Source organism: Pseudomonas sp. MTM4 (assembly GCF_019355055.1).
Lineage (GTDB): Bacteria > Pseudomonadota > Gammaproteobacteria > Pseudomonadales > Pseudomonadaceae > Stutzerimonas.
In genome coordinates this window covers 2,442,289-2,460,504 of the sequence record NZ_CP048411.1, presented here as the reverse complement: position 1 = coordinate 2,460,504, position 18,216 = coordinate 2,442,289, and the positions used below count along the sequence as shown (strand labels likewise).

Below are 18,216 nucleotides of genomic sequence, written 5' to 3'. Positions count from 1 at the left end.
TTTTTTTCGTGAGCAGCCGGATGGATTTCCGGGCGACCTGATAAACTCCGCCGCCATTATGATCCGACTACAGAACCTGACTCTACAGCGCGGTCCCCAGCGGTTGCTGGAAGGCGCCGAGCTGACCCTGCATCCTGGCCAGAAGGTCGGGCTGGTGGGTGCCAATGGCGCTGGAAAATCCAGCCTGTTCGCACTGTTACGCGGCGAATTCGCACCCGACGGCGGCGACTGCCAGTTGCCGCCGGACTGGCGCATCGCCCACATGCGGCAGGAGGTCGATACGCTCGACCGTCTCGCCGTGGATTATGTCCTTGATGGCGATGCCGAGCTGCGCCGCGTGCAGGCCGCACTGATTGCCGCCGAGGCCGCTCATGACGGTACCTCGCTTGCGCGCCTGCATACCGAGTTGGACAACGCCGACGGTTACAGCGCCGACGCGCGGGCGCGCAAGCTGCTCGCCGGACTGGGCTTTGCCAACGAGCAAATGGACCTTCCGGTCAGCAGCTTTTCCGGTGGCTGGCGGATGCGTCTGAATCTTGCGCAGGCGCTGATGTGCCCATCCGATCTGTTGCTACTCGACGAGCCGACCAACCACCTCGATCTGGATGCCATCCTCTGGCTCGAATCTTGGCTGAAGAGCTACCCCGGCACGCTGATGCTGATCTCCCACGACCGCGACTTTCTCGACGAGGTGGTCGGCAACGTGGTGCATGTCGAGCAACGTAAGCTGATGCTCTATCGCGGTGGCTATTCAGCCTTCGAGCGGGCTCGCGCCGAGCGCCTGGCGCAGCAGCAGCAAGCGTTCGAGAAGCAGCAGGCGCAGCGCGAGCACATGGAGGACTTCATCCGGCGCTTCAAGGCCAAGGCAAGCAAGGCACGCCAGGCGCAGAGCAGGATCAAGGCGCTGGAAAAGCTCGAGGAACTGGCGCCGGCGCATATCGATTCGCCGTTCGACTTCGCTTTCCGTGAGGCGGACAAGGTCTCCAGCCCGTTGCTGGATCTGGCCGAAGGCCGCCTCGGCTACGGTGACAAACTGGTGCTGGACAAGGTCAAGCTGCAGTTGGTGCCCGGTGCGCGAATCGGTCTGCTCGGCCCGAACGGTGCGGGCAAGTCCACCCTGATCAAAACGCTGGCTAACGAACTGCAACCATTGGGTGGCCGCCTGCAGCGCGGCGAGAATCTCGTGATCGGCTATTTCGCCCAGCATCAGCTCGATGCGCTGGACCCGAAGGCCAGCCCGTTGTTGCACTTGCAGCGCATTGCACCGGGTGAACGCGAACAGCTGTTGCGCGACTTTCTCGGCGGTTTCGATTTCCGCGGCAATCGCTGTGACGAACCGGTCGTCAATTTCTCCGGCGGTGAAAAGGCCCGTCTGGCGCTGGCGTTGATCGCCTGGGGCAAGCCCAACCTGCTGCTGCTCGACGAACCGACCAACCATCTCGATCTGGAGATGCGACTGGCGCTGACCTTGGCGCTGCAGGATTTCGAGGGTGCCGTGCTGGTGGTGTCGCATGATCGGCATCTGCTCAAGAGCACCACCGACGAGTTTCTGCTGGTGGCCGATGGGCGAGTCGTCGCGTTCGACGGTGATCTCGAAGATTACGCGCGGTGGCTGGTGGATTACCGTGCCCGTCAGCAACCCACTAGCGCCACCGAGTCCTCCGCAGACAAGACCGATAAGCGCGCTTTACGTCAGGCTGCCGCCGCGTTGCGCCAGCAGCTTGCGCCGCTCAAACGTCAGTCCGACAAGCTCGAAAAGGATCTGGCCGGGGTTCAGGAAAAGCTTGCCGCGCTGGAACAGAGCCTGGGTGATGCCGCCGTCTATGAGGCGGCGCGCAAGGACGAATTACGCGCATTGCTAGCCAATCAGGCGGAACTGAAGGCTCGCGAGGGCGAGCTGGAGGAGGCCTGGCTGACAGCGCTGGAGGCGCTCGAAACCTTGCAGGGGCAGCTGGAGGGCGGCGCATGAACGAGCAGTTGTTGATTCTTTCGCAGGAATGGGGGGACCAGCTACTACTGGGCCTGCAGGTTCTGCTCATTCTGTTGGTCGCCTACGCCTTGCAGCGTTTCGTAGTACGAGCGCTGACGCGGCTAGGCAGCCGCTATCCGCTACCACCTGAACTGCTGCTGCCGCTGCGTGGCGGCATTCGCTGGTTCATCATCGGCGGCGCGCTGATCATGGTGCTAGAGCGCTTCGGTGTCTCGGCGACGGTGCTCTGGACTGCCTTCTCCGGCTTCGTGGCGGTGGCCGCCATCGCCTTCTTCGCTATCTGGAGCGTATTGTCGAACCTGCTTTGCGCCGTGCTGATCATGACCGTCGGGCCCTTCCGCCTGGGTGATCTGGTGGAGCTGGTTGAGAGCTTCGACAAGCCCATCGTCAAAGGGCGCGTCATCGATATAAACCTGCTCTACACCACCCTCGAAGAGGTGTCCGAAAACGGAACTGGCGCAATCGTCCAGGTGCCAAACAGCTTGTTCTTTCAGAAGGTCGTGCGCCGCTGGCGCGGGACCGACATACAAACGCCTAATCACAGCACTCACGAGTAGCACCTATGGAATGGCTTAGCAGCCCCGAAATCTGGGTCGCGTTTCTGACCCTGACCGCCCTGGAAATCGTCCTCGGCATCGACAACATCATCTTCATCTCCATTCTGGTCGGCCGCCTGCCGAAGGAGCAGCAGCCCAAGGCTCGCTTCTTCGGGCTGGCCCTGGCCATGGGGACGCGGATCCTGCTGCTGCTGTCGATCACTTGGGTTATGCGCCTGACCAACGACCTGTTCACGATCTTTGGGCATGGCGTGTCCGGGCGCGACCTGATTCTGTTCTTCGGTGGTCTGTTCCTGCTGTTCAAGAGCACCATGGAAATCTGGCACAGCGTCGAAGGTGAAGAGGAGCAGGACGGCACTACGAGTGGCGCGGTCAAGGCCGGCTTCGTCGGTATCATTCTGCAGATTGCGGTAATCGATATCGTCTTCTCGCTGGACTCGGTGATTACGGCGGTGGGGCTGGTGGACAACGTGCAGGTGATGATCGCCGCGATCGTCATCGCCGTCGGTGTGATGATGCTGTCTGCCAGCACCATCAGCGACTTCATCGAAAAGCATCCGACTCTGAAGATTCTCGCATTGTCGTTCCTGATCGTGGTCGGCACCCTACTGATCGCCGAAGCCTTCGGTGCTCACGTGCCCAAGGGCTACGTGTACTTCGCCATGGCATTCTCGCTGACGGTCGAAGCGCTCAATATCCGGATGCGCAAGGCAATGAATCGCAAGCTGAAAGACCCGGTCAAACTTGGCAAGGACATGCCGGACTGAGGATGAACAACCGGCTGCATTCAGGTGCAGCCGTTGCCTGAGGCTCAAATCATGACGTTCGAAAGCTGGCTTGCATTCTTCGCAGCCTGTTGGATCATCAGCCTGTCACCGGGCGCCGGAGCTATCGCCTCGATGTCCTGCGGTTTGCAGTACGGCTTTTGGCGCGGCTACTGGAACGCCATTGGTTTGCAGATCGCCTTGGCGTTGCAGATCGCAGTGGTGGCGGCCGGTGTCGGCGCGGTGTTGGCGACCTCATCGCTGGCCTTCAGCCTGATCAAATGGTTTGGTGTCGCCTATCTGCTGTGGCTCGCGCTGAAGCAGTGGCAGGCGGTGCCGGAAATGCTCGATGACAGCGCGGCGCCACGGCCCATCGGGCGACCGCTGACGCTGGTGCTCCGGGGTTTTCTGGTCAATGCCAGCAATCCCAAGGCCATCGTGTTCATCCTGGCCGTGCTGCCACAATTTCTCGATCCGCAGCGCGATTTGGTGATGCAGTACCTGCACATGGCCGCGACCATGGTGGTGGTCGATCTGATCGTCATGGCGGGTTACACCGGTCTGGCGGCGAAGGTGCTGCGCTTGTTGCATACGCCGCGTCAGCAGCGTCTGGTCAATCGCAGCTTTGCCGCCATGTTCGCCGGCGCGGCGGCATTGCTGGCGACAGTGCGGCGGGCCGTGGTGTGACAGTCGCCAAACCTTTGCGGGTGTGGGTCGATGCCGATGCCTGTCCCAAGGCAGCCAAAGAGCAGCTGATCAAGTTCGCGCTCAAGCGTAAGTTCGACGTCTTGCTGGTAGCGGGGCAGAGCCAGATCAAGCCGGCCTTCGCCTGTATTCGCCTGATCGTGGTGCCGAGCGGCCCGGACGCCGCGGACGATTATCTGGTCGAGCATGCGCAGCCGGGCGAATTGGTAATTTGCAGCGATGTACCGCTGGCCGATCGCCTAGTCAAGAAAGGCGTGGCGGCCCTCGATCCGCGTGGTCGCGAGTTCGACGAGCGCAACATGGGCGATCGTCTGGCCGTGCGCAACCTGTTCACTGACCTGCGTGAGCAAGGGCAGGTCGGGGGTGGTCAGGCTGCTTATGGCGAGCGGGATCGTCAGGCTTTTGCCAACGCGCTGGACCGGTTGCTCACGCAGTTGATGAAAAGCCGATAACGGTGCCGAAGGCTTGAAGGCTGGACGTGGAGGAGCAGCCTGAAGCTATTAGCTCGAAGAAAAAGCTTGATGGGTCTGGCCGTAAACCAAACGCGTCCAGCTTCTCAGCCGCAAAGATAAGTGCCGGTGCCCACGGCGACCAATACGCCTTCCTCGTTGTGCAACTCGGAGCGAACCACGGCCACCTTGTTGCCGGAGCGCAGCAGCGTCGCGCTGGCGCTGAAGCGCTGGCCTCGTCCCGGTCGTAGATAGTCGATTCGCAGATCGATGGTGCCGAGCCGTGAAAGGCGGAGGGCGCGTTCCTCGGTGGTCAGATGCTGGTGCTTTTCGAATGCGCCGATCATGGCCATCGCACCACCGGCCACGTCGAGCAGAGAAGCGATCACGCCGCCATGCAGGATGCCATGGAAAAAATTGCCGACCAGTTCATTCTTCATCGGAAGATGCATCACCACGCGCTGGTGCGTCACTTCCTCCAGTTCGATACCCAGATACTCGTTGAACGGAATGCGCTCGAAGAGCTGGCGCACGGCTTGTTGCTGCTCTTCGATGGTGTCGGGTGTGTGGGGCATGAGTTCGGCCTCTGTCAGATCGGCCAAAACTGCCGTAGCGAGGCAGGAATGAACAGGGGGGCGGCGGGAGCGCCGGTACGATTGGCTGTATAGCCATAGGCCTCCCTCATCCCGAGCCTGAGCTCGGGATGAGGGAGGTGAGCCTGGTGCTTACTTGTGGGTGAGCTCCAGCACTCGGTCGACTAGTTTGTAGATGCCCGACGCCGCTTCGCTGATCGATTGCGCGAGCATGTAGGCAGGGGTCGTCACCAGATTGTGCCTGGAATCCTCGACGAGTTCGGTGACCTCGCAGGCTTGGTGCTCGATGCCCATTTCGCGCGCTGCGCTTGCGGCGGGATCGTCGTCATTTCCCAGCGTGCAGACCACGCCAGCGCCGAAGATCTGTGCCGCCATGGTGGGTGCGATGCACATCATGCCAACCGGCTTGCCGGCTTTCGCAAACGCCTGAGCCGCTGACAGCACATCCGGAAGGACCTTGCTGGCGGCGCCCTGAGTGGCGAAATCGGAGAGGTTCTTTGCCGCGCCAAAGCCGCCGGGCATGATCAGCGCATCGAACTCGTCCACATTCAACTCGCGCAGATCGCTGATTTCGCCGCGAGCCAGGCGGGCGGATTCGATCAGTACGTTGCGGCTCTCCGGCATCTCGTCGCCGGTCAGATGGTTGATCACATGCATCTGCGCGATGTTCGGCGCGAAGCAGCGAACCGTTGCGCCGCGTTGGTCCAGGCGCAACAAGGTGATCACGCTCTCGTAGATTTCCGAACCGTCGTAGACGCCACAGCCGGAAAGGATCACGGCGACTTTTTTGTTCATAGGGATACTCCTGGTCAGATTCAGCGGCCCGGAAGGCGCCGGGCGAAAGTCTTCGATGCTAATCCCTGGCGGGGTTCAAGGTAAGCCCGTACCCGGTGGCCTGAATTAAAAGCTAGCGGTTCAGTTCTGGCGGCGCATTTTGCTGACAGACCGCATGCAAACTCATTCGCCAGTTTTTTTACACGAGCTTCAACGGCAGCCGGTTGTACTGTTGGATTCCTCGCCAGGACGGGTGTTCAGTCGAAGCCAGGGCTTGCACGCAGGCTTTCAGCCAGGCGGTTGCCCGATCAAAGCACTGGCAGTGCCTGCCTCGGCTGGCGACAATGAGGGCAACGCGCGGCGTCGTTTAACGGCGCTGTCATCAATCGGTCACGAAGTCGGCCTATAAACGTCATATTCGCCCGTTCTGCGGGCCAGGAGTTCGCTGTGAGTTTCGTTCCTGCCAATCGATTGTTTCCCGCTACTCGCCTGCGTCGTAACCGTCGTGACGATTTTTCCCGGCGGTTGGTGCGCGAACATAAGCTGAGCGTGGACGACCTGATTCTGCCTGTGTTCGTCCTCGATGGCGAAAATCGCCGCGAGCAGGTGCCTTCGATGCCCGGCGTTGAGCGTCTGTCCATTGATCTGTTGCTCGAAGAGGCAGAGGAATTGGTGGCGCTGGGCATCCCGGCGCTGGCGCTGTTTCCGGTCACGCCACTGGAGAAGAAATCCCTGGACGCGGCCGAAGCCTGGAATCCGGACGGCATCGCCCAGCGCGCCACGCGCGCACTGCGTGAGCGGTTCCCGGAGCTGGGCATCATCACCGACGTCGCGCTCGACCCGTTCACCACCCATGGCCAGGACGGCATTCTGGATGAGCAGGGCTATGTGCAGAACGATGTGACAGTCGATGCGCTGGTCCGGCAGGCGCTTTCCCATGCCGAGGCCGGCGCCCAGGTGTTGGCGCCGTCAGACATGATGGATGGGCGCATCCAAGCCATCCGCGAGGCGCTCGAAGTGGCCGAGCATCACAACGTGCGCATCATGGCCTACTCGGCCAAATATGCCAGCGCCTACTATGGCCCGTTCCGCGATGCGGTGGGGTCGGCCGGTAATCTCGGCAAGGGAAGCAAGAACACCTATCAGATGGACCCGGCCAACAGTGACGAGGCGCTGCACGAAGTGGGCGCCGATCTCTCCGAGGGTGCCGATATGGTCATGGTCAAGCCGGGCATGCCCTATCTCGACATTCTCTGGCGGGTCAAGGATGCCTTCCGCGTGCCGACATTCGTCTATCAGGTCAGTGGCGAATACGCGATGCATAAGGCCGCCATCCAGAACGGCTGGTTGAGCGAGGCGGTGATTCTGGAGTCGCTGACCGCCTTCAAACGTGCCGGCGCGGATGGCATCCTCACCTACTTCGCCAAACAGGCCGCACAACAATTGAAACAGGGGCACTGAGCCCCTTCGAGGCAGACCCATGACCAACCAGGGACTCAGCGAAAGCGAATTGCAGCTTGCCGACAACGAGGCGCAACCCCTCCAGGAGCTGGCTGCGCCAGTGCCCGAGGTGGAGACGCAGGAGGAGGCACCAGTACCGGCACCGCAGCCAGCGCCCAACCTGGACGACAACAGCCTCTATATCCATCGTGAGTTGTCGCAGCTGCAATTCAATATCCGCGTGCTGGAGCAGGCGCTGGATGAGTCCAATCCGTTGCTGGAACGGTTGAAGTTCCTGCTGATCTTTTCCAGCAACCTCGACGAATTCTTCGAGATTCGCGTCGCCGGGCTGAAGAAGCAGGTTACCTATGCCCGCGAACAGGCCGGCGCCGACGGGCTGCAGCCGCATCAGGCGCTGGCGCGGATTTCCGAGCTAGTCCACGAACAGGTCAGCCGGCAGTATTCGATCCTCAACGAAGTGCTGCTGCCGGAGCTGGCCGAGCACCAGGTGCGCTTCATTCGTCGCCGTCACTGGACGGTCAAGATCAAAACTTGGGTGCGTCGTTATTTCCGTGACGAAATCGCGCCGATCATCACGCCGATCGGGTTGGACCCGACGCATCCGTTTCCCTTGCTGGTCAACAAAAGTCTGAACTTCATCGTCGAACTTGAAGGTATCGATGCCTTTGGTCGGGACTCGGGACTGGCGATCATTCCGGCGCCACGACTGCTGCCGCGAGTGATCCGCGTACCGGAAGAGGTGGGTGGGGCGGGCGCCAATCATGTATTCCTTTCGTCGATGATCCACGCGCACGCGGACGATCTATTCCACGGCATGAAGGTTAAGGGCTGCTATCAGTTCCGCCTGACGCGCAACGCCGACCTTTCGGTCGATACCGAGGATGTCGAGGACCTCGCGAGGGCGTTGCGCGGCGAGCTGATGTCCCGGCGCTACGGCGATGCGGTGCGTCTGGAGGTAGCCGATACCTGCCCACCTCACCTGGCCAATTTCCTGCTCAAGCAATTCAGCCTCAGCGAGAGCGAACTGTATCGAGTGAACGGGCCGGTCAACCTGACCCGACTGTTCAGCATCACAGGGCTGGATAGCCATCCGCAGCTGCAATACATGCCCTTCACTCCGGCGATTCCAAAACTTCTGCAGAACAGCGAAAACATCTTCAACGTCGTCGGCAAGCAGGACATCCTGCTGTTGCACCCGTACGAATCCTTCACGCCGGTCATCGACCTGTTGCGCGAGGCGGCCAAGGATCCTTGCGTGCTGGCGGTCAAGCAAACGCTCTATCGCTCCGGCGCCAACTCGGAGATCGTCGATGCGCTGGTCGAGGCGGCGCGCAATGGCAAGGAAGTCACTGCGGTGATCGAGTTGCGTGCGCGGTTCGACGAGGAATCCAACCTGCAGCTGGCCAGCCGCCTGCAGCAGGCCGGCGCGGTCGTCATCTACGGCGTGGTTGGTTACAAGACCCACGCCAAGATGATGCTGATCCTGCGCCGCGAAAACGGCGAACTGCGCCGCTACGCTCATCTAGGGACCGGCAACTATCACGCTGGCAACGCGCGGTTGTACACCGATTACAGCCTGCTGACCTCGGACGATGCGCTTTGCGAAGACGTCTCCAAACTGTTCAGCCAGCTGATCGGCATGGGCAAGACGATGCGCATGAAAAAGCTCCTGCACGCGCCGTTCACGCTGAAGAAATCGTTGCTCGACATGATCACGCAGGAAACCCAGCACGCCAGCGAAGGCAAGCCGGCGCACATCATTCTCAAGGTCAACTCGTTGACCGATCCGAAGATGATCCGTGCGTTGTACAAGGCTAGCCAGACGGGCGTGCGCATCGACCTGATCGTGCGTGGCATGTGCTGCTTGCGCCCGGGGATTCTGGGCGTCTCGCACAACATCCAGGTGCGCTCGATCATCGGACGCTTCCTCGAGCACAGCCGGGTCTTCTACTTCCTCAACGGTGGCGACGAGAAGCTCTACCTGTCCAGCGCTGACTGGATGGAGCGTAATCTGGACCGTCGCGTCGAGACCTGCTTCCCCGTCGAAGGTAAGAAGCTGATCACGCGGGTGAAAAAAGAACTGGAAGGATTCCTGACCGACAATACCCAGAGCTGGGTGCTGCAGCCCGATGGCAGCTACGTGCGTAACAGTCCGAGTGGCAACCAGAACCCGCGTAACGTGCAGAGCGCTCTGCTGGAGCGCCTGGGTAGCCCGAGCGCGCGCTGACGCGCCCGGTGCGTGAGATCGCCGACGCTTGAACTGCGCGCCCGCGTGATCGGGCGCGCGCTCAGCGTACCGTCAAGGTGAAATCAATGCGCTTCAGCCATTCCGCTTCCAAGGCGAAATCGGCCTGGGTCAACGGATTGTTTTCCAGCCAGCCGCTGGGAAAGGCCACGTCGAGGCTGTTGTCGTCAGCCTTGAGCGTGAACGCCGGCGCCTGCTGCGGCCCGCGGATGTGGTGGAACAGGATGGCGAACCGCAATAGCACGCAGAGGCGGGTCAGCTTCACGCCGTCCTCACTCAGCTCTTCGAATTTTTGCCTCGGTATGTTGCGACGATGCCCGCGCACCAGTAGCGCGAGCATTTGCTGATCCTGACGTGAGAAACCCGGAAGATCAGAGTGCTCGATCAGGTAGGCGCCGTGTTTGTGGTAATGGTAGTGCGCGATATCAAGGCCCACTTCGTGCACCCGAGCAGCCCAAGTCAGCAGCTCACGGTGCCAGTCCTCGACTAGCTCCCAATCGGCCGACACTTGGTCGAGCGCCTCCAGAGCCTTGCTTTCAACCCGCGCCGCCTGCTCGTTGTCGACGTGATAGCGCTCCATGAGAAAGCTCAGGGTGCGGCTGCGGATGTCTTCCTGATGATGGCGGCCGATGAGGTCGTAGAGCACGCCTTCGCGTAGCGCGCCCTCGGAATGCGCCATGCTGCTGAGTTCCAGCGCATCGAACGCCGCTTCAAGGATGGCCAGGCCTGCGGGAAAAATGCTGCGACGATCCGGCTTGATGCCGTCCATGTCGATCCTGTCTACATCGCCCAGCTTGAACAGCTTGCGCTTGAGCCACCCCAGTCCTTCGCTGGTGACCTGGCCATTGCTCAACCCCGCGCCCTTGATCGCCAGACCGATGGCGCGAATGGTGCCGGACGCGCCGACCGTATCCTGCCAGCCGAGCCGGCGCAGACCATGCTCGATGCTCATCAGCTCGAGTCGTGCCGCCGTGTAGGCCTGGGCATAGCGTGCAGCGGTGATCTTGCCGTCACGGAAGAAACGCTGGGTGAAGCTCACGCAACCCATCTGCAGGCTCTCGCGCAGCAGCGAATCGAAACCCTCACCGATGATGAACTCGGTACTGCCGCCGCCGATATCGATGACCAGCCGCTTGCCGGGCGCCGTCGGGAAGGTGTGCGACACCCCGAGATAGATCAGTCGCGCTTCTTCCCGGCCGGAAATCACTTCAACCTGATGATTGATGATCGTCTCGGCCTGGCGGATGAACAGCGCTCGATTGCGAGCTTCACGCAGGGCGTTGGTGCCTACCACACGCACCGAGCCTTGAGGCAGATGATTGACCAGTTGCGCGAAGCGGCGCAGACAGTCGAGGCCGCGCTGCATGGCGGCATCGTCGAGCATTCGGTTCTCATCGATGCCGGCGGCCAATTGAACCTTTTCACCGAGCCGCTCAAGGATGCGCATTTCGCCGTTGCTGATGCGGGCCAGGACCATGTGGAAGCTGTTGGATCCGAGATCGAGGGCGGCGATCAGTGGAGAGGGTTCGGCGGCTGGTGGGGGCATGGCGCGGTCTCTGTGCAAAACCCCGACATCCTGACATGATCATCGGCATCCGCCAACGCGCAGCGCCTTCACGTAGGGCCCGATTATCGGCCACAGGGCTTGTAATTCGTCGCCGTGCCCCGATTGACCAAGTAACAGGCTGCGACTTTCGGTCCGCATCAAGCCGGGCTATGATGGCGTCACTTTCAGTTTTGACCCTGGAGAACATCCATGAGCGAATACATCAACAATGTCAGCGACAGCAGTTTCGAGCAGGACGTGCTCCAGGCAGATGGCCCTGTGTTGGTCGATTACTGGGCCGAGTGGTGTGGTCCATGCAAGATGATCGCTCCGGTACTCGATGAGATCGCCAAGGATTACGAGGGCAAGCTCAAGGTCTGCAAGCTGAACATCGACGAGAATCAGGAAACCCCGCCGAAGTACGGCGTTCGCGGCATTCCGACACTGATGCTGTTCAAGAACGGCAACGTCGAAGCCACCAAGGTTGGCGCTTTGTCGAAGTCGCAGCTGGCTGCGTTTCTCGACAGCAACATCTGAGTTAGAGAAGCGCTGCTATCCAAAGCCCCCGCAAATGCGGGGGCTTTTTTCTTGCGGCAGGGTGGACGCTTCGTCTGCGCGGTGCTAAATTCGGCCCCGCGACGCTTCTTCCGTCGCCCTCTGCATGCCGTCGCCGACGCACTTCAGCCTCATAAAGCACAACGAATCTGTTCGTATCCTGCTGCGCGGCTTCTAAAGCTAATCGCTTTCTTCATCCTTCCTGATCTCTTTCTATGAATCTGACCGAACTTAAGCAAAAGCCCATCACCGAACTGCTGGAAATGGCCGAACAGATGGGCATCGACAACATGGCCCGTTCGCGTAAGCAGGACGTGATTTTCTCCCTGCTGAAAAAGCACGCGAAAAGCGGCGAGGAAATCTCCGGTGATGGCGTGCTGGAGATTCTCCAGGATGGCTTCGGCTTCCTGCGCTCCGCGGATTCGTCATACCTCGCCGGCCCTGACGACATCTATGTCTCGCCGAGCCAGATCCGCCGCTTCAACCTGCGCACCGGCGACACCATTGTCGGCAAGATTCGTCCGCCTAAAGAAGGCGAGCGTTATTTCGCGCTGCTCAAAGTCGATACGATCAATTTCGACCGGCCGGAAAACGCCAAGAGCAAGATCCTGTTCGAGAACCTGACGCCGCTGTTCGCCAACAAGCGGCTGACGATGGAAGCCGGAAACGGCTCCACCGAAGACCTGACCGGCCGGGTGATCGACCTCTGCGCACCGATCGGCAAGGGTCAGCGTGGCCTGATCGTCGCTCCGCCGAAAGCGGGCAAGACGATCATGCTGCAGAACATCGCCAGCAACATCACCCGCAATAACCCCGAGTGCCACCTGATCGTCTTGTTGATCGACGAGCGCCCGGAGGAAGTGACCGAAATGCAGCGCACCGTGCGCGGCGAAGTGGTCGCGTCCACCTTCGACGAGCCGCCGACTCGCCACGTGCAGGTCGCCGAAATGGTGATCGAGAAGGCCAAGCGCCTGGTCGAGCACAAAAAGGATGTGGTCATCCTGCTCGATTCCATCACCCGTCTGGCGCGCGCCTACAACACTGTTATCCCAAGCTCTGGCAAGGTGTTGACCGGTGGTGTCGACGCCCATGCGCTGGAAAAGCCCAAGCGCTTCTTCGGCGCCGCGCGCAACATCGAGGAAGGCGGCAGCTTGACGATTCTCGCCACCGCGCTGGTGGAAACCGGCTCGAAGATGGACGAGGTGATCTACGAGGAATTCAAGGGCACCGGTAACCTCGAGCTGCAGCTGGACCGCCGCATCGCCGAGAAACGTGTGTTCCCTGCCATCAACATCAACCGCTCGGGCACTCGTCGCGAAGAGTTGCTGACCAGCGAAGAGGAGCTGCAGCGCATCTGGATTCTGCGCAAGCTGCTGCACCCGATGGATGAAAGCGCCGCCATCGAGTTCCTGCTGGACAAGCTCAAGGACACCAAGACCAACGATGAATTCTTCATGTCGATGAAGCGCAAGTAAGCGTCTGGTCGTGCCACCGAGGCCGGGGAAACCCGGCCTTTGTCTGTCTGCAGGTTTTGGAATCGGCCGCGCCAAGGCTAAACTCTGCGCCTCGACACTTGCCGGCCCATGCGAGGCTCAAGCATGCAGTATCGCGATTTGCGCGACTTTATCAGTGGCTTGGAACAGCGCGGCGAACTCAAGCGCGTTTCGGCCGTCGTCTCTCCCGTTCTGGAAATGACTGAAGTATGTGACCGCACTCTGCGTAAGCAGGGTCCGGCGTTGCTTTTCGAAAATCCGACCGGCTTCGACATGCCGGTGCTGGGCAACCTGTTCGGCACACCCAAACGCGTCGCGCTCGGTATGGGCGCCGAGGAAGTCTCGGAACTCCGTGAGATCGGCAAGCTGCTGGCCTTTCTCAAAGAGCCGGAGCCGCCGAAAGGCCTCAAGGATGCCTGGAGCAAGCTGCCGATCTATAAGAAGGTCATCAGCATGGCGCCCAAGGTGCTCAAGGATGCGCCCTGCCAGGAAGTGGTGATAGAAGGTGAGGACGTCGATCTTTCGGCGCTGCCGGTACAGACCTGTTGGCCGGGCGATGCCGCGCCGCTGATTACTTGGGGCCTGACCATCACCAAGGGACCGAACAAGGAGCGGCAGAATCTGGGTATCTATCGTCAGCAGGTGATTGGCCGCAACAAGGTCATCATGCGCTGGCTCAGCCATCGCGGTGGTGCGCTGGATTACCGTGAGTGGTGCGAGAAGTATCCCGATCGACCGTACCCGGTCGCGGTGGCACTTGGCGCAGACCCGGCCACCATTCTTGGCGCCGTTACGCCGGTACCCGATTCGCTCTCCGAATACGCCTTTGCCGGCCTGTTGCGCGGCAGCCGCACCGAGCTGGTGAAATGCCGCGGCAGCGATTTGCAGGTCCCGGCCGGTGCCGAAATCATTCTCGAAGGGCATATCTATCCCGGCGAGATGGCCGACGAAGGGCCCTACGGCGACCACACCGGCTATTACAACGAAGTGGATCGCTTCCCCGTGTTCACCATCGAGCGCATCACCAAGCGCCGCGATGCGATCTACCACAGCACCTACACCGGCCGCCCGCCGGACGAGCCGGCGATCCTTGGCGTGGCGCTCAACGAAGTCTTCGTGCCGATCCTGCAGAAGCAGTTCCCGGAAATCACCGATTTCTACCTGCCGCCTGAAGGTTGTTCCTACCGCATGGCGGTGGTGACCATGAAGAAGCAGTACCCCGGCCATGCCAAGCGGGTGATGCTTGGCGTGTGGAGCTTCCTGCGCCAGTTCATGTACACCAAGTTCGTCATCGTTACCGACGACGACATCGATGCTCGCGACTGGAACGATGTGATCTGGGCGATCACCACACGCATGGACCCCAAGCGCGATACGGTGATGATCGAGAACACGCCCATCGATTACCTTGATTTTGCCTCTCCGGTATCCGGCCTCGGCAGCAAGATGGGGCTCGACGCCACGCACAAGTGGCCGGGCGAGACCAGCCGCGAGTGGGGTCGCGCCATCGTTCAGGATGAGGCGGTCAAACGCCGGGTCGACGAACTCTGGGCTGAGCTGGGCATCGACTGATGATCCGTAGTCGTTATTTCAGGTTTTTGCATAGATGAAAGTTACGCTACAACCCTCTGGGGCCGTGCTTGAAGTCCAGCGGGGCGAGCTGATACTCGACGCTGCCCGGCGCCTGGGCTACGACTGCCCGCAGGCCTGTCGCAACGGTAACTGTCTGGTCTGCGCGGCCTTGCTGGTCAATGGTCGGGTGCGCCAGCGTGGTGTAAGTCAGGATCATGGCGAGGTTTTCGCCTGTCTGGCCGAGCCTGAAGAGGATTGTGTCCTGCTATGGGACGGCGTGCTCGCCCCTGGCGAGCTGCCGGTACGGACGTTCGGTTGCCAGCTGATCAGTTGCCAGGACGTGGGCGGCGACGTGTTCCGGCTGCTGCTCCGCGCGCCTGCAGGCAAGCCGCCGCGCTATCACGCCGGACAGTACCTGCTGCTGAAGCGCGAAGACGGCGAGTTCAGTGCCTTTTCCCTGGCGTCTGCGCCGGGGCGTGGTCGTGAACTGGAACTGCATGTGCTGGCACGTGAGCCGTCGACGATCGGTTTGCTCGATTTCATCAGGCGCCAAGGGATGGTCAGCGTGCAGATGCCGTTCGGCGATACGCATCTCGCCGAGCTCCCGAATGGACCGCTGGTACTGATCGCGGCCGGAACCGGAATGGCGCAGATGCACAGCCTGATCGAACATTGCCGGGCCGAGGGCTTCGCCCATCCGGTGCATCTGTACTGGGGCGTGCGCCGGCCGGAAGACTTCTATCAGTTACCCCACTGGGATGAGTGGCGAGAGATGCCCAATCTATTTCTCCACCAAGTGGTCAGTGACGTCTGTGGCTGGCAGGGGCGTTGCGGCATGCTGCACGAAGCCGTATGCGAGGACTTCGGTGATCTCAAGCCGGTGCATGTCTATGCCAGCGGTTCGCCGGCAATGATCTACGGCACGCTGGATGCGCTGGTAGAGGCGGGGATGGACGCGACCCAGATGCGCGCCGATGTCTTCGCTTACGCGCCGCGGGAAGGCTAGAGCCGCTGTTTCGCGGCTCTTGTGTGTTTCGGGTGACGCCTTGGTTTAGCGTGCCTGCCGTTGCTGAAGCAGCAAGTTGTTGTAGCCGCTTGCAGATAGCGTCTTCTGTGCCTGACCAAGCTGCTCCCGATTGGCGAAGGGGCCGACCAGAACGCGGTACCAATCCTCATCACGAACGGTGACGTTCTCGACACGCACATCCTGACCCAGCAGGATGATCTGAGCCCTGACCTTTTCCGCTTCCTGCTGCTTGCGGAACGAGCCGGCCTGCAGGAAGAACTGGGTAACCGGCGCCTTGGCCACCAGCGGTGGAGGCGGCGGTACCTGGCCGTTCAGCGCAGCTTCTGCCCGCGCCGTGTCGATCTTGGCGGCTTCTTCGGGTGTCACCGGCTTGGGCGGTTCGGGCTTAGACGCTTCCGGCGGCAGAATCACTTCGGACTCAGGTAGCAACGTATAGAAGTCGTACTTGGGCTTTACCGGTTGCTCCTGTGCCGGCAAGGAGCGCTTCGGTTGCTCCTTAGGCTTGGGTGCGTCCGTGGTGCGCTTGATCTCGTCCCGGCCGGGTTCGAGGTTCATCAGGAACGTGATGAAACCGCCGATGACCAAACCACAAACCAGCCAGACCCAGCCGGGTACGGGCTTTTTGGCGGGCGCCTGATAGCGGCTCGCCCCGCGCTTGGGGGCGGGTTTTTTCCTGGTTGCCACTTACATCCGCTCCAGGGTTTCCAGGCCGAGCAATTCCAGGCCTTGCTTGAGGGTCTTGCCGGTCAGCGCGGCCAGGCGCAGGCGACTCTGCTTCGCAGTGTCGCTATCGGCGGTGAGTATCGGGCAGTGTTCGTAGAAGCTCGAAAACAACCCGGCCAGATCGTACAGGTAGCTGCATAGCAAATGCGGGACGCCCTTCTCGCCGACACCATTCAGTACTTCTGCGAACTGGGCAAGCTTCGCGCCCAGCGCTTGTTCCTGTTCGGCTTGCAGCTGTATCTCGCCGGTCAGGCCGTCCATCCCGGTACCAAGCTTGCGGAACACGCTGGCCACGCGGGTGTAAGCATAGAGAAGATAGGGCGCGGTGTTGCCTTCGAAACTGAGCATCTGTTCGAAGTTGAAGCTGTAGTCGCTGGTGCGGTGCTTGGACAGGTCCGCATATTTCACTGCGCCGATACCGACGGCGCGAGCGATCTGGCGGAGCTCTGCCTCGTCCAGATCCGGGTTCTTGCCCTTCACCAGGCTGTAGGCGCGCTGTTCGGCTTCGTCGAGCAGGTCGACCAGCTTCACGGTGCCACCGTCGCGAGTCTTGAATGGCCGGCCATCGGCACCGTTCATGGTGCCGAAACCCATGTGCTCGAGCTGCATGTCGCTGCTGACGAAGCCGGCAAGGCGCGCGACTTCGAAGGCCATCTGGAAGTGCAGGGCCTGGCGTTGATCGACGAAGTACAGGGCGCGATCGGCTTTCAATTGCTGGCTGCGGTAGCGCATGGACGCCAGATCGGTGGTGGCATAGAGGTAGCCGCCGCCGGCCTTCTGCACGATGACCGGGAGCGGGTTGCCCTCGGCGTTCTTGAATTCCTCGAGAAACACGCACTGGGCGCCGTTGCTCTCGCTCAAAAGCCCCTTGGCTTTCAATGACTCGACGATATCGCCCAGCTCGGCGTTGTAGGCACTTTCGCCTTTGACGTCGTCAGGGGTGAGTTTAACGTTCAGGCGGTCGTAGACCTTCTGGCAGTGCGAAAGGGAAATCTCGTTGAAGCGATTCCACAGGCGCAGGCAGTCGGCGTCGCCGGCCTGCAGCTTCACTACCAGTTCACGGGCTCGATCGGCGAACGCGGCAGAATCATCGAAGCGCTGTTTCGCGGCGCGATAGAACTGTTCCAGGTCGGACAGCTCGGTTTCGGCGGCGGCGGGGTTTTCCTCTAGGTAAGCGAGCAACATGCCGAACTGCGTACCCCAATCACCGACGTGGTTCTGCCGGATCACCTCATCACCGAGAAACTCCAGCACGCGCGCCACCGCATCGCCGATGATGGTCGAGCGCAGGTGGCCGACGTGCATTTCCTTCGCCAGGTTCGGCGACGACAGGTCAATCACGACTCGCTGCTTTGGACTTGCCTTGCTGACGCAGAGATGCGGGTCGCCAAGAGCCGCGTCAAGACGTTGGGCGAGCGCGGCGCTGTTCTGAAAGAAGTTGAGAAAGCCCGGGCCGGCGATCTCCACCTTGCTAACGCTGGGGTCCGCCGGTAATGCCTCGATGAGCTTCTGAGCGAGGTCGCGGGGTTTCATTCCGGCAGGTTTGGCCAGCATCATGGCGATGTTGCTGGCGAAGTCGCCGTGAGTCTTGTCGCGGGTGTTCTCCACCTGGATGGTCGGACTCAATCCTTCAGGCAGCACCCCTTCAGCGGTGAGGCGAACAAGGGCTTGCTGGATAAGGTGGCGAATGCTGTCTTTCATCGTTTGCTCGGTCGGCCCGGAGGCTTTGGTCGAAAACTGCGCATTATAAGAGCAGCGACAA

General features: G+C 61.0%; 16 protein-coding genes. 11 read left to right on the top strand and 5 right to left on the bottom strand.

Annotation, left to right across the window (positions count from 1 at the left end):
- Positions 1–58 precede the first annotated feature (58 nt).
- From GYM54_RS11290 to GYM54_RS11270, 5 genes are read left to right on the top strand one after another with little or no spacing between them, the layout of a single operon-like run.
- Positions 59–1,969, top strand: coding sequence for an ATP-binding cassette domain-containing protein (locus GYM54_RS11290; protein ID WP_197445227.1), 1,911 nt, complete (start codon positions 59–61; stop codon positions 1,967–1,969).
- Positions 1,966–2,547, top strand: a complete 582-nt coding sequence (locus tag GYM54_RS11285) for a mechanosensitive ion channel family protein (protein WP_131651767.1) — start codon at positions 1,966–1,968, stop codon at positions 2,545–2,547. Before GYM54_RS11290 ends, GYM54_RS11285 begins: the two co-directional genes overlap by 4 nt.
- 5 nt (positions 2,548–2,552) lie before the next feature.
- Positions 2,553–3,314 (top strand): TerC family protein, encoded by a 762-nt coding sequence (locus GYM54_RS11280; protein WP_131651768.1) that lies wholly within the window; start codon positions 2,553–2,555, stop codon positions 3,312–3,314.
- A 51-nt stretch (positions 3,315–3,365) separates the two neighbouring features.
- A complete protein-coding gene (locus tag GYM54_RS11275) occupies positions 3,366–3,998 on the top strand; it encodes a LysE family transporter (RefSeq protein ID WP_181104611.1) in 633 nt (210 codons plus the stop codon).
- 14 nt (positions 3,999–4,012) lie between these two features.
- Positions 4,013–4,468, top strand: coding sequence for a YaiI/YqxD family protein (locus GYM54_RS11270; RefSeq protein ID WP_131651857.1), 456 nt, complete (start codon positions 4,013–4,015; stop codon positions 4,466–4,468).
- Positions 4,469–4,572: 104 nt separating this feature from the next.
- Here GYM54_RS11270 and GYM54_RS11265 read toward each other — a convergent pair whose 3' ends face one another.
- Together GYM54_RS11265 and elbB are read right to left on the bottom strand one after the other, a co-directional pair.
- The gene (locus GYM54_RS11265) at positions 4,573–5,040 is read right to left on the bottom strand and encodes a thioesterase family protein (protein WP_181104609.1); all 468 of its coding nucleotides are present in this window, start codon (positions 5,038–5,040) and stop codon (positions 4,573–4,575) included.
- Positions 5,041–5,190: 150 nt separating this feature from the next.
- Positions 5,191–5,853 (bottom strand): isoprenoid biosynthesis glyoxalase ElbB, encoded by a 663-nt coding sequence (gene elbB / locus GYM54_RS11260; protein ID WP_131651771.1) that lies wholly within the window; start codon positions 5,851–5,853, stop codon positions 5,191–5,193.
- 426 nt (positions 5,854–6,279) lie between these two features.
- Between elbB and hemB the strand changes: the two genes are divergently transcribed.
- Both hemB and ppk1 read left to right on the top strand, forming a co-directional pair.
- The gene (gene hemB, locus GYM54_RS11255) at positions 6,280–7,293 is read left to right on the top strand and encodes a porphobilinogen synthase (protein WP_131651772.1); all 1,014 of its coding nucleotides are present in this window, start codon (positions 6,280–6,282) and stop codon (positions 7,291–7,293) included.
- Positions 7,294–7,312: 19 nt separating this feature from the next.
- Positions 7,313–9,520: a polyphosphate kinase 1 gene (gene ppk1 / locus GYM54_RS11250; protein WP_181104607.1), complete on the top strand. Its 2,208-nt coding sequence runs from the start codon at positions 7,313–7,315 to the stop codon at positions 9,518–9,520.
- Positions 9,521–9,581: 61 nt separating this feature from the next.
- Here ppk1 and ppx read toward each other — a convergent pair whose 3' ends face one another.
- A complete protein-coding gene (ppx, locus tag GYM54_RS11245) occupies positions 9,582–11,084 on the bottom strand; it encodes an exopolyphosphatase (RefSeq protein WP_131651774.1) in 1,503 nt (500 codons plus the stop codon).
- 210 nt (positions 11,085–11,294) lie between these two features.
- Between ppx and trxA the strand changes: the two genes are divergently transcribed.
- The 4 genes from trxA (at position 11,295) to GYM54_RS11225 (ending at position 15,710) form a co-directional block, all read left to right on the top strand.
- The gene (gene trxA / locus GYM54_RS11240) at positions 11,295–11,621 is read left to right on the top strand and encodes a thioredoxin TrxA (protein WP_021207111.1); all 327 of its coding nucleotides are present in this window, start codon (positions 11,295–11,297) and stop codon (positions 11,619–11,621) included.
- 233 nt (positions 11,622–11,854) lie between these two features.
- Positions 11,855–13,114 carry a transcription termination factor Rho gene (rho, locus tag GYM54_RS11235; RefSeq protein ID WP_131651775.1) on the top strand — a complete coding sequence of 420 codons (1,260 nt, stop codon included), beginning with the start codon at positions 11,855–11,857 and terminating at the stop codon, positions 13,112–13,114.
- A 123-nt stretch (positions 13,115–13,237) separates the two neighbouring features.
- The gene (gene ubiD / locus GYM54_RS11230; protein ID WP_181104605.1) at positions 13,238–14,704 is read left to right on the top strand and encodes a 4-hydroxy-3-polyprenylbenzoate decarboxylase; all 1,467 of its coding nucleotides are present in this window, start codon (positions 13,238–13,240) and stop codon (positions 14,702–14,704) included.
- Between the two features lie 34 nt (positions 14,705–14,738).
- Positions 14,739–15,710 carry a CDP-6-deoxy-delta-3,4-glucoseen reductase gene (locus tag GYM54_RS11225; protein ID WP_131651777.1) on the top strand — a complete coding sequence of 324 codons (972 nt, stop codon included), beginning with the start codon at positions 14,739–14,741 and terminating at the stop codon, positions 15,708–15,710.
- Positions 15,711–15,755: 45 nt separating this feature from the next.
- Here GYM54_RS11225 and GYM54_RS11220 read toward each other — a convergent pair whose 3' ends face one another.
- Both GYM54_RS11220 and argS read right to left on the bottom strand, forming a co-directional pair.
- The gene (locus GYM54_RS11220; protein WP_131651778.1) at positions 15,756–16,415 is read right to left on the bottom strand and encodes an SPOR domain-containing protein; all 660 of its coding nucleotides are present in this window, start codon (positions 16,413–16,415) and stop codon (positions 15,756–15,758) included.
- Entirely contained in the window at positions 16,416–18,155 is a 1,740-nt protein-coding gene (gene argS, locus GYM54_RS11215; RefSeq protein WP_181104603.1) for an arginine--tRNA ligase, read from the bottom strand.
- Positions 18,156–18,216 lie beyond the last annotated feature (61 nt).

Coding starts and splice junctions, on each gene's coding strand:
- GYM54_RS11290 (WP_197445227.1), top strand. CDS start 59: ATGATCCGACTACAGAACCTGACTCTACAGCGCGGTCCCCAGCGGTTG.
- GYM54_RS11285 (WP_131651767.1), top strand. CDS start 1,966: ATGAACGAGCAGTTGTTGATTCTTTCGCAGGAATGGGGGGACCAGCTA.
- GYM54_RS11280 (WP_131651768.1), top strand. CDS start 2,553: ATGGAATGGCTTAGCAGCCCCGAAATCTGGGTCGCGTTTCTGACCCTG.
- GYM54_RS11275 (WP_181104611.1), top strand. CDS start 3,366: ATGACGTTCGAAAGCTGGCTTGCATTCTTCGCAGCCTGTTGGATCATC.
- GYM54_RS11265 (WP_181104609.1), bottom strand. CDS start 5,040: ATGCCCCACACACCCGACACCATCGAAGAGCAGCAACAAGCCGTGCGC.
- elbB (WP_131651771.1), bottom strand. CDS start 5,853: ATGAACAAAAAAGTCGCCGTGATCCTTTCCGGCTGTGGCGTCTACGAC.
- ppk1 (WP_181104607.1), top strand. CDS start 7,313: ATGACCAACCAGGGACTCAGCGAAAGCGAATTGCAGCTTGCCGACAAC.
- ppx (WP_131651774.1), bottom strand. CDS start 11,084: ATGCCCCCACCAGCCGCCGAACCCTCTCCACTGATCGCCGCCCTCGAT.
- trxA (WP_021207111.1), top strand. CDS start 11,295: ATGAGCGAATACATCAACAATGTCAGCGACAGCAGTTTCGAGCAGGAC.
- rho (WP_131651775.1), top strand. CDS start 11,855: ATGAATCTGACCGAACTTAAGCAAAAGCCCATCACCGAACTGCTGGAA.
- ubiD (WP_181104605.1), top strand. CDS start 13,238: ATGCAGTATCGCGATTTGCGCGACTTTATCAGTGGCTTGGAACAGCGC.
- GYM54_RS11225 (WP_131651777.1), top strand. CDS start 14,739: ATGAAAGTTACGCTACAACCCTCTGGGGCCGTGCTTGAAGTCCAGCGG.
- argS (WP_181104603.1), bottom strand. CDS start 18,155: ATGAAAGACAGCATTCGCCACCTTATCCAGCAAGCCCTTGTTCGCCTC.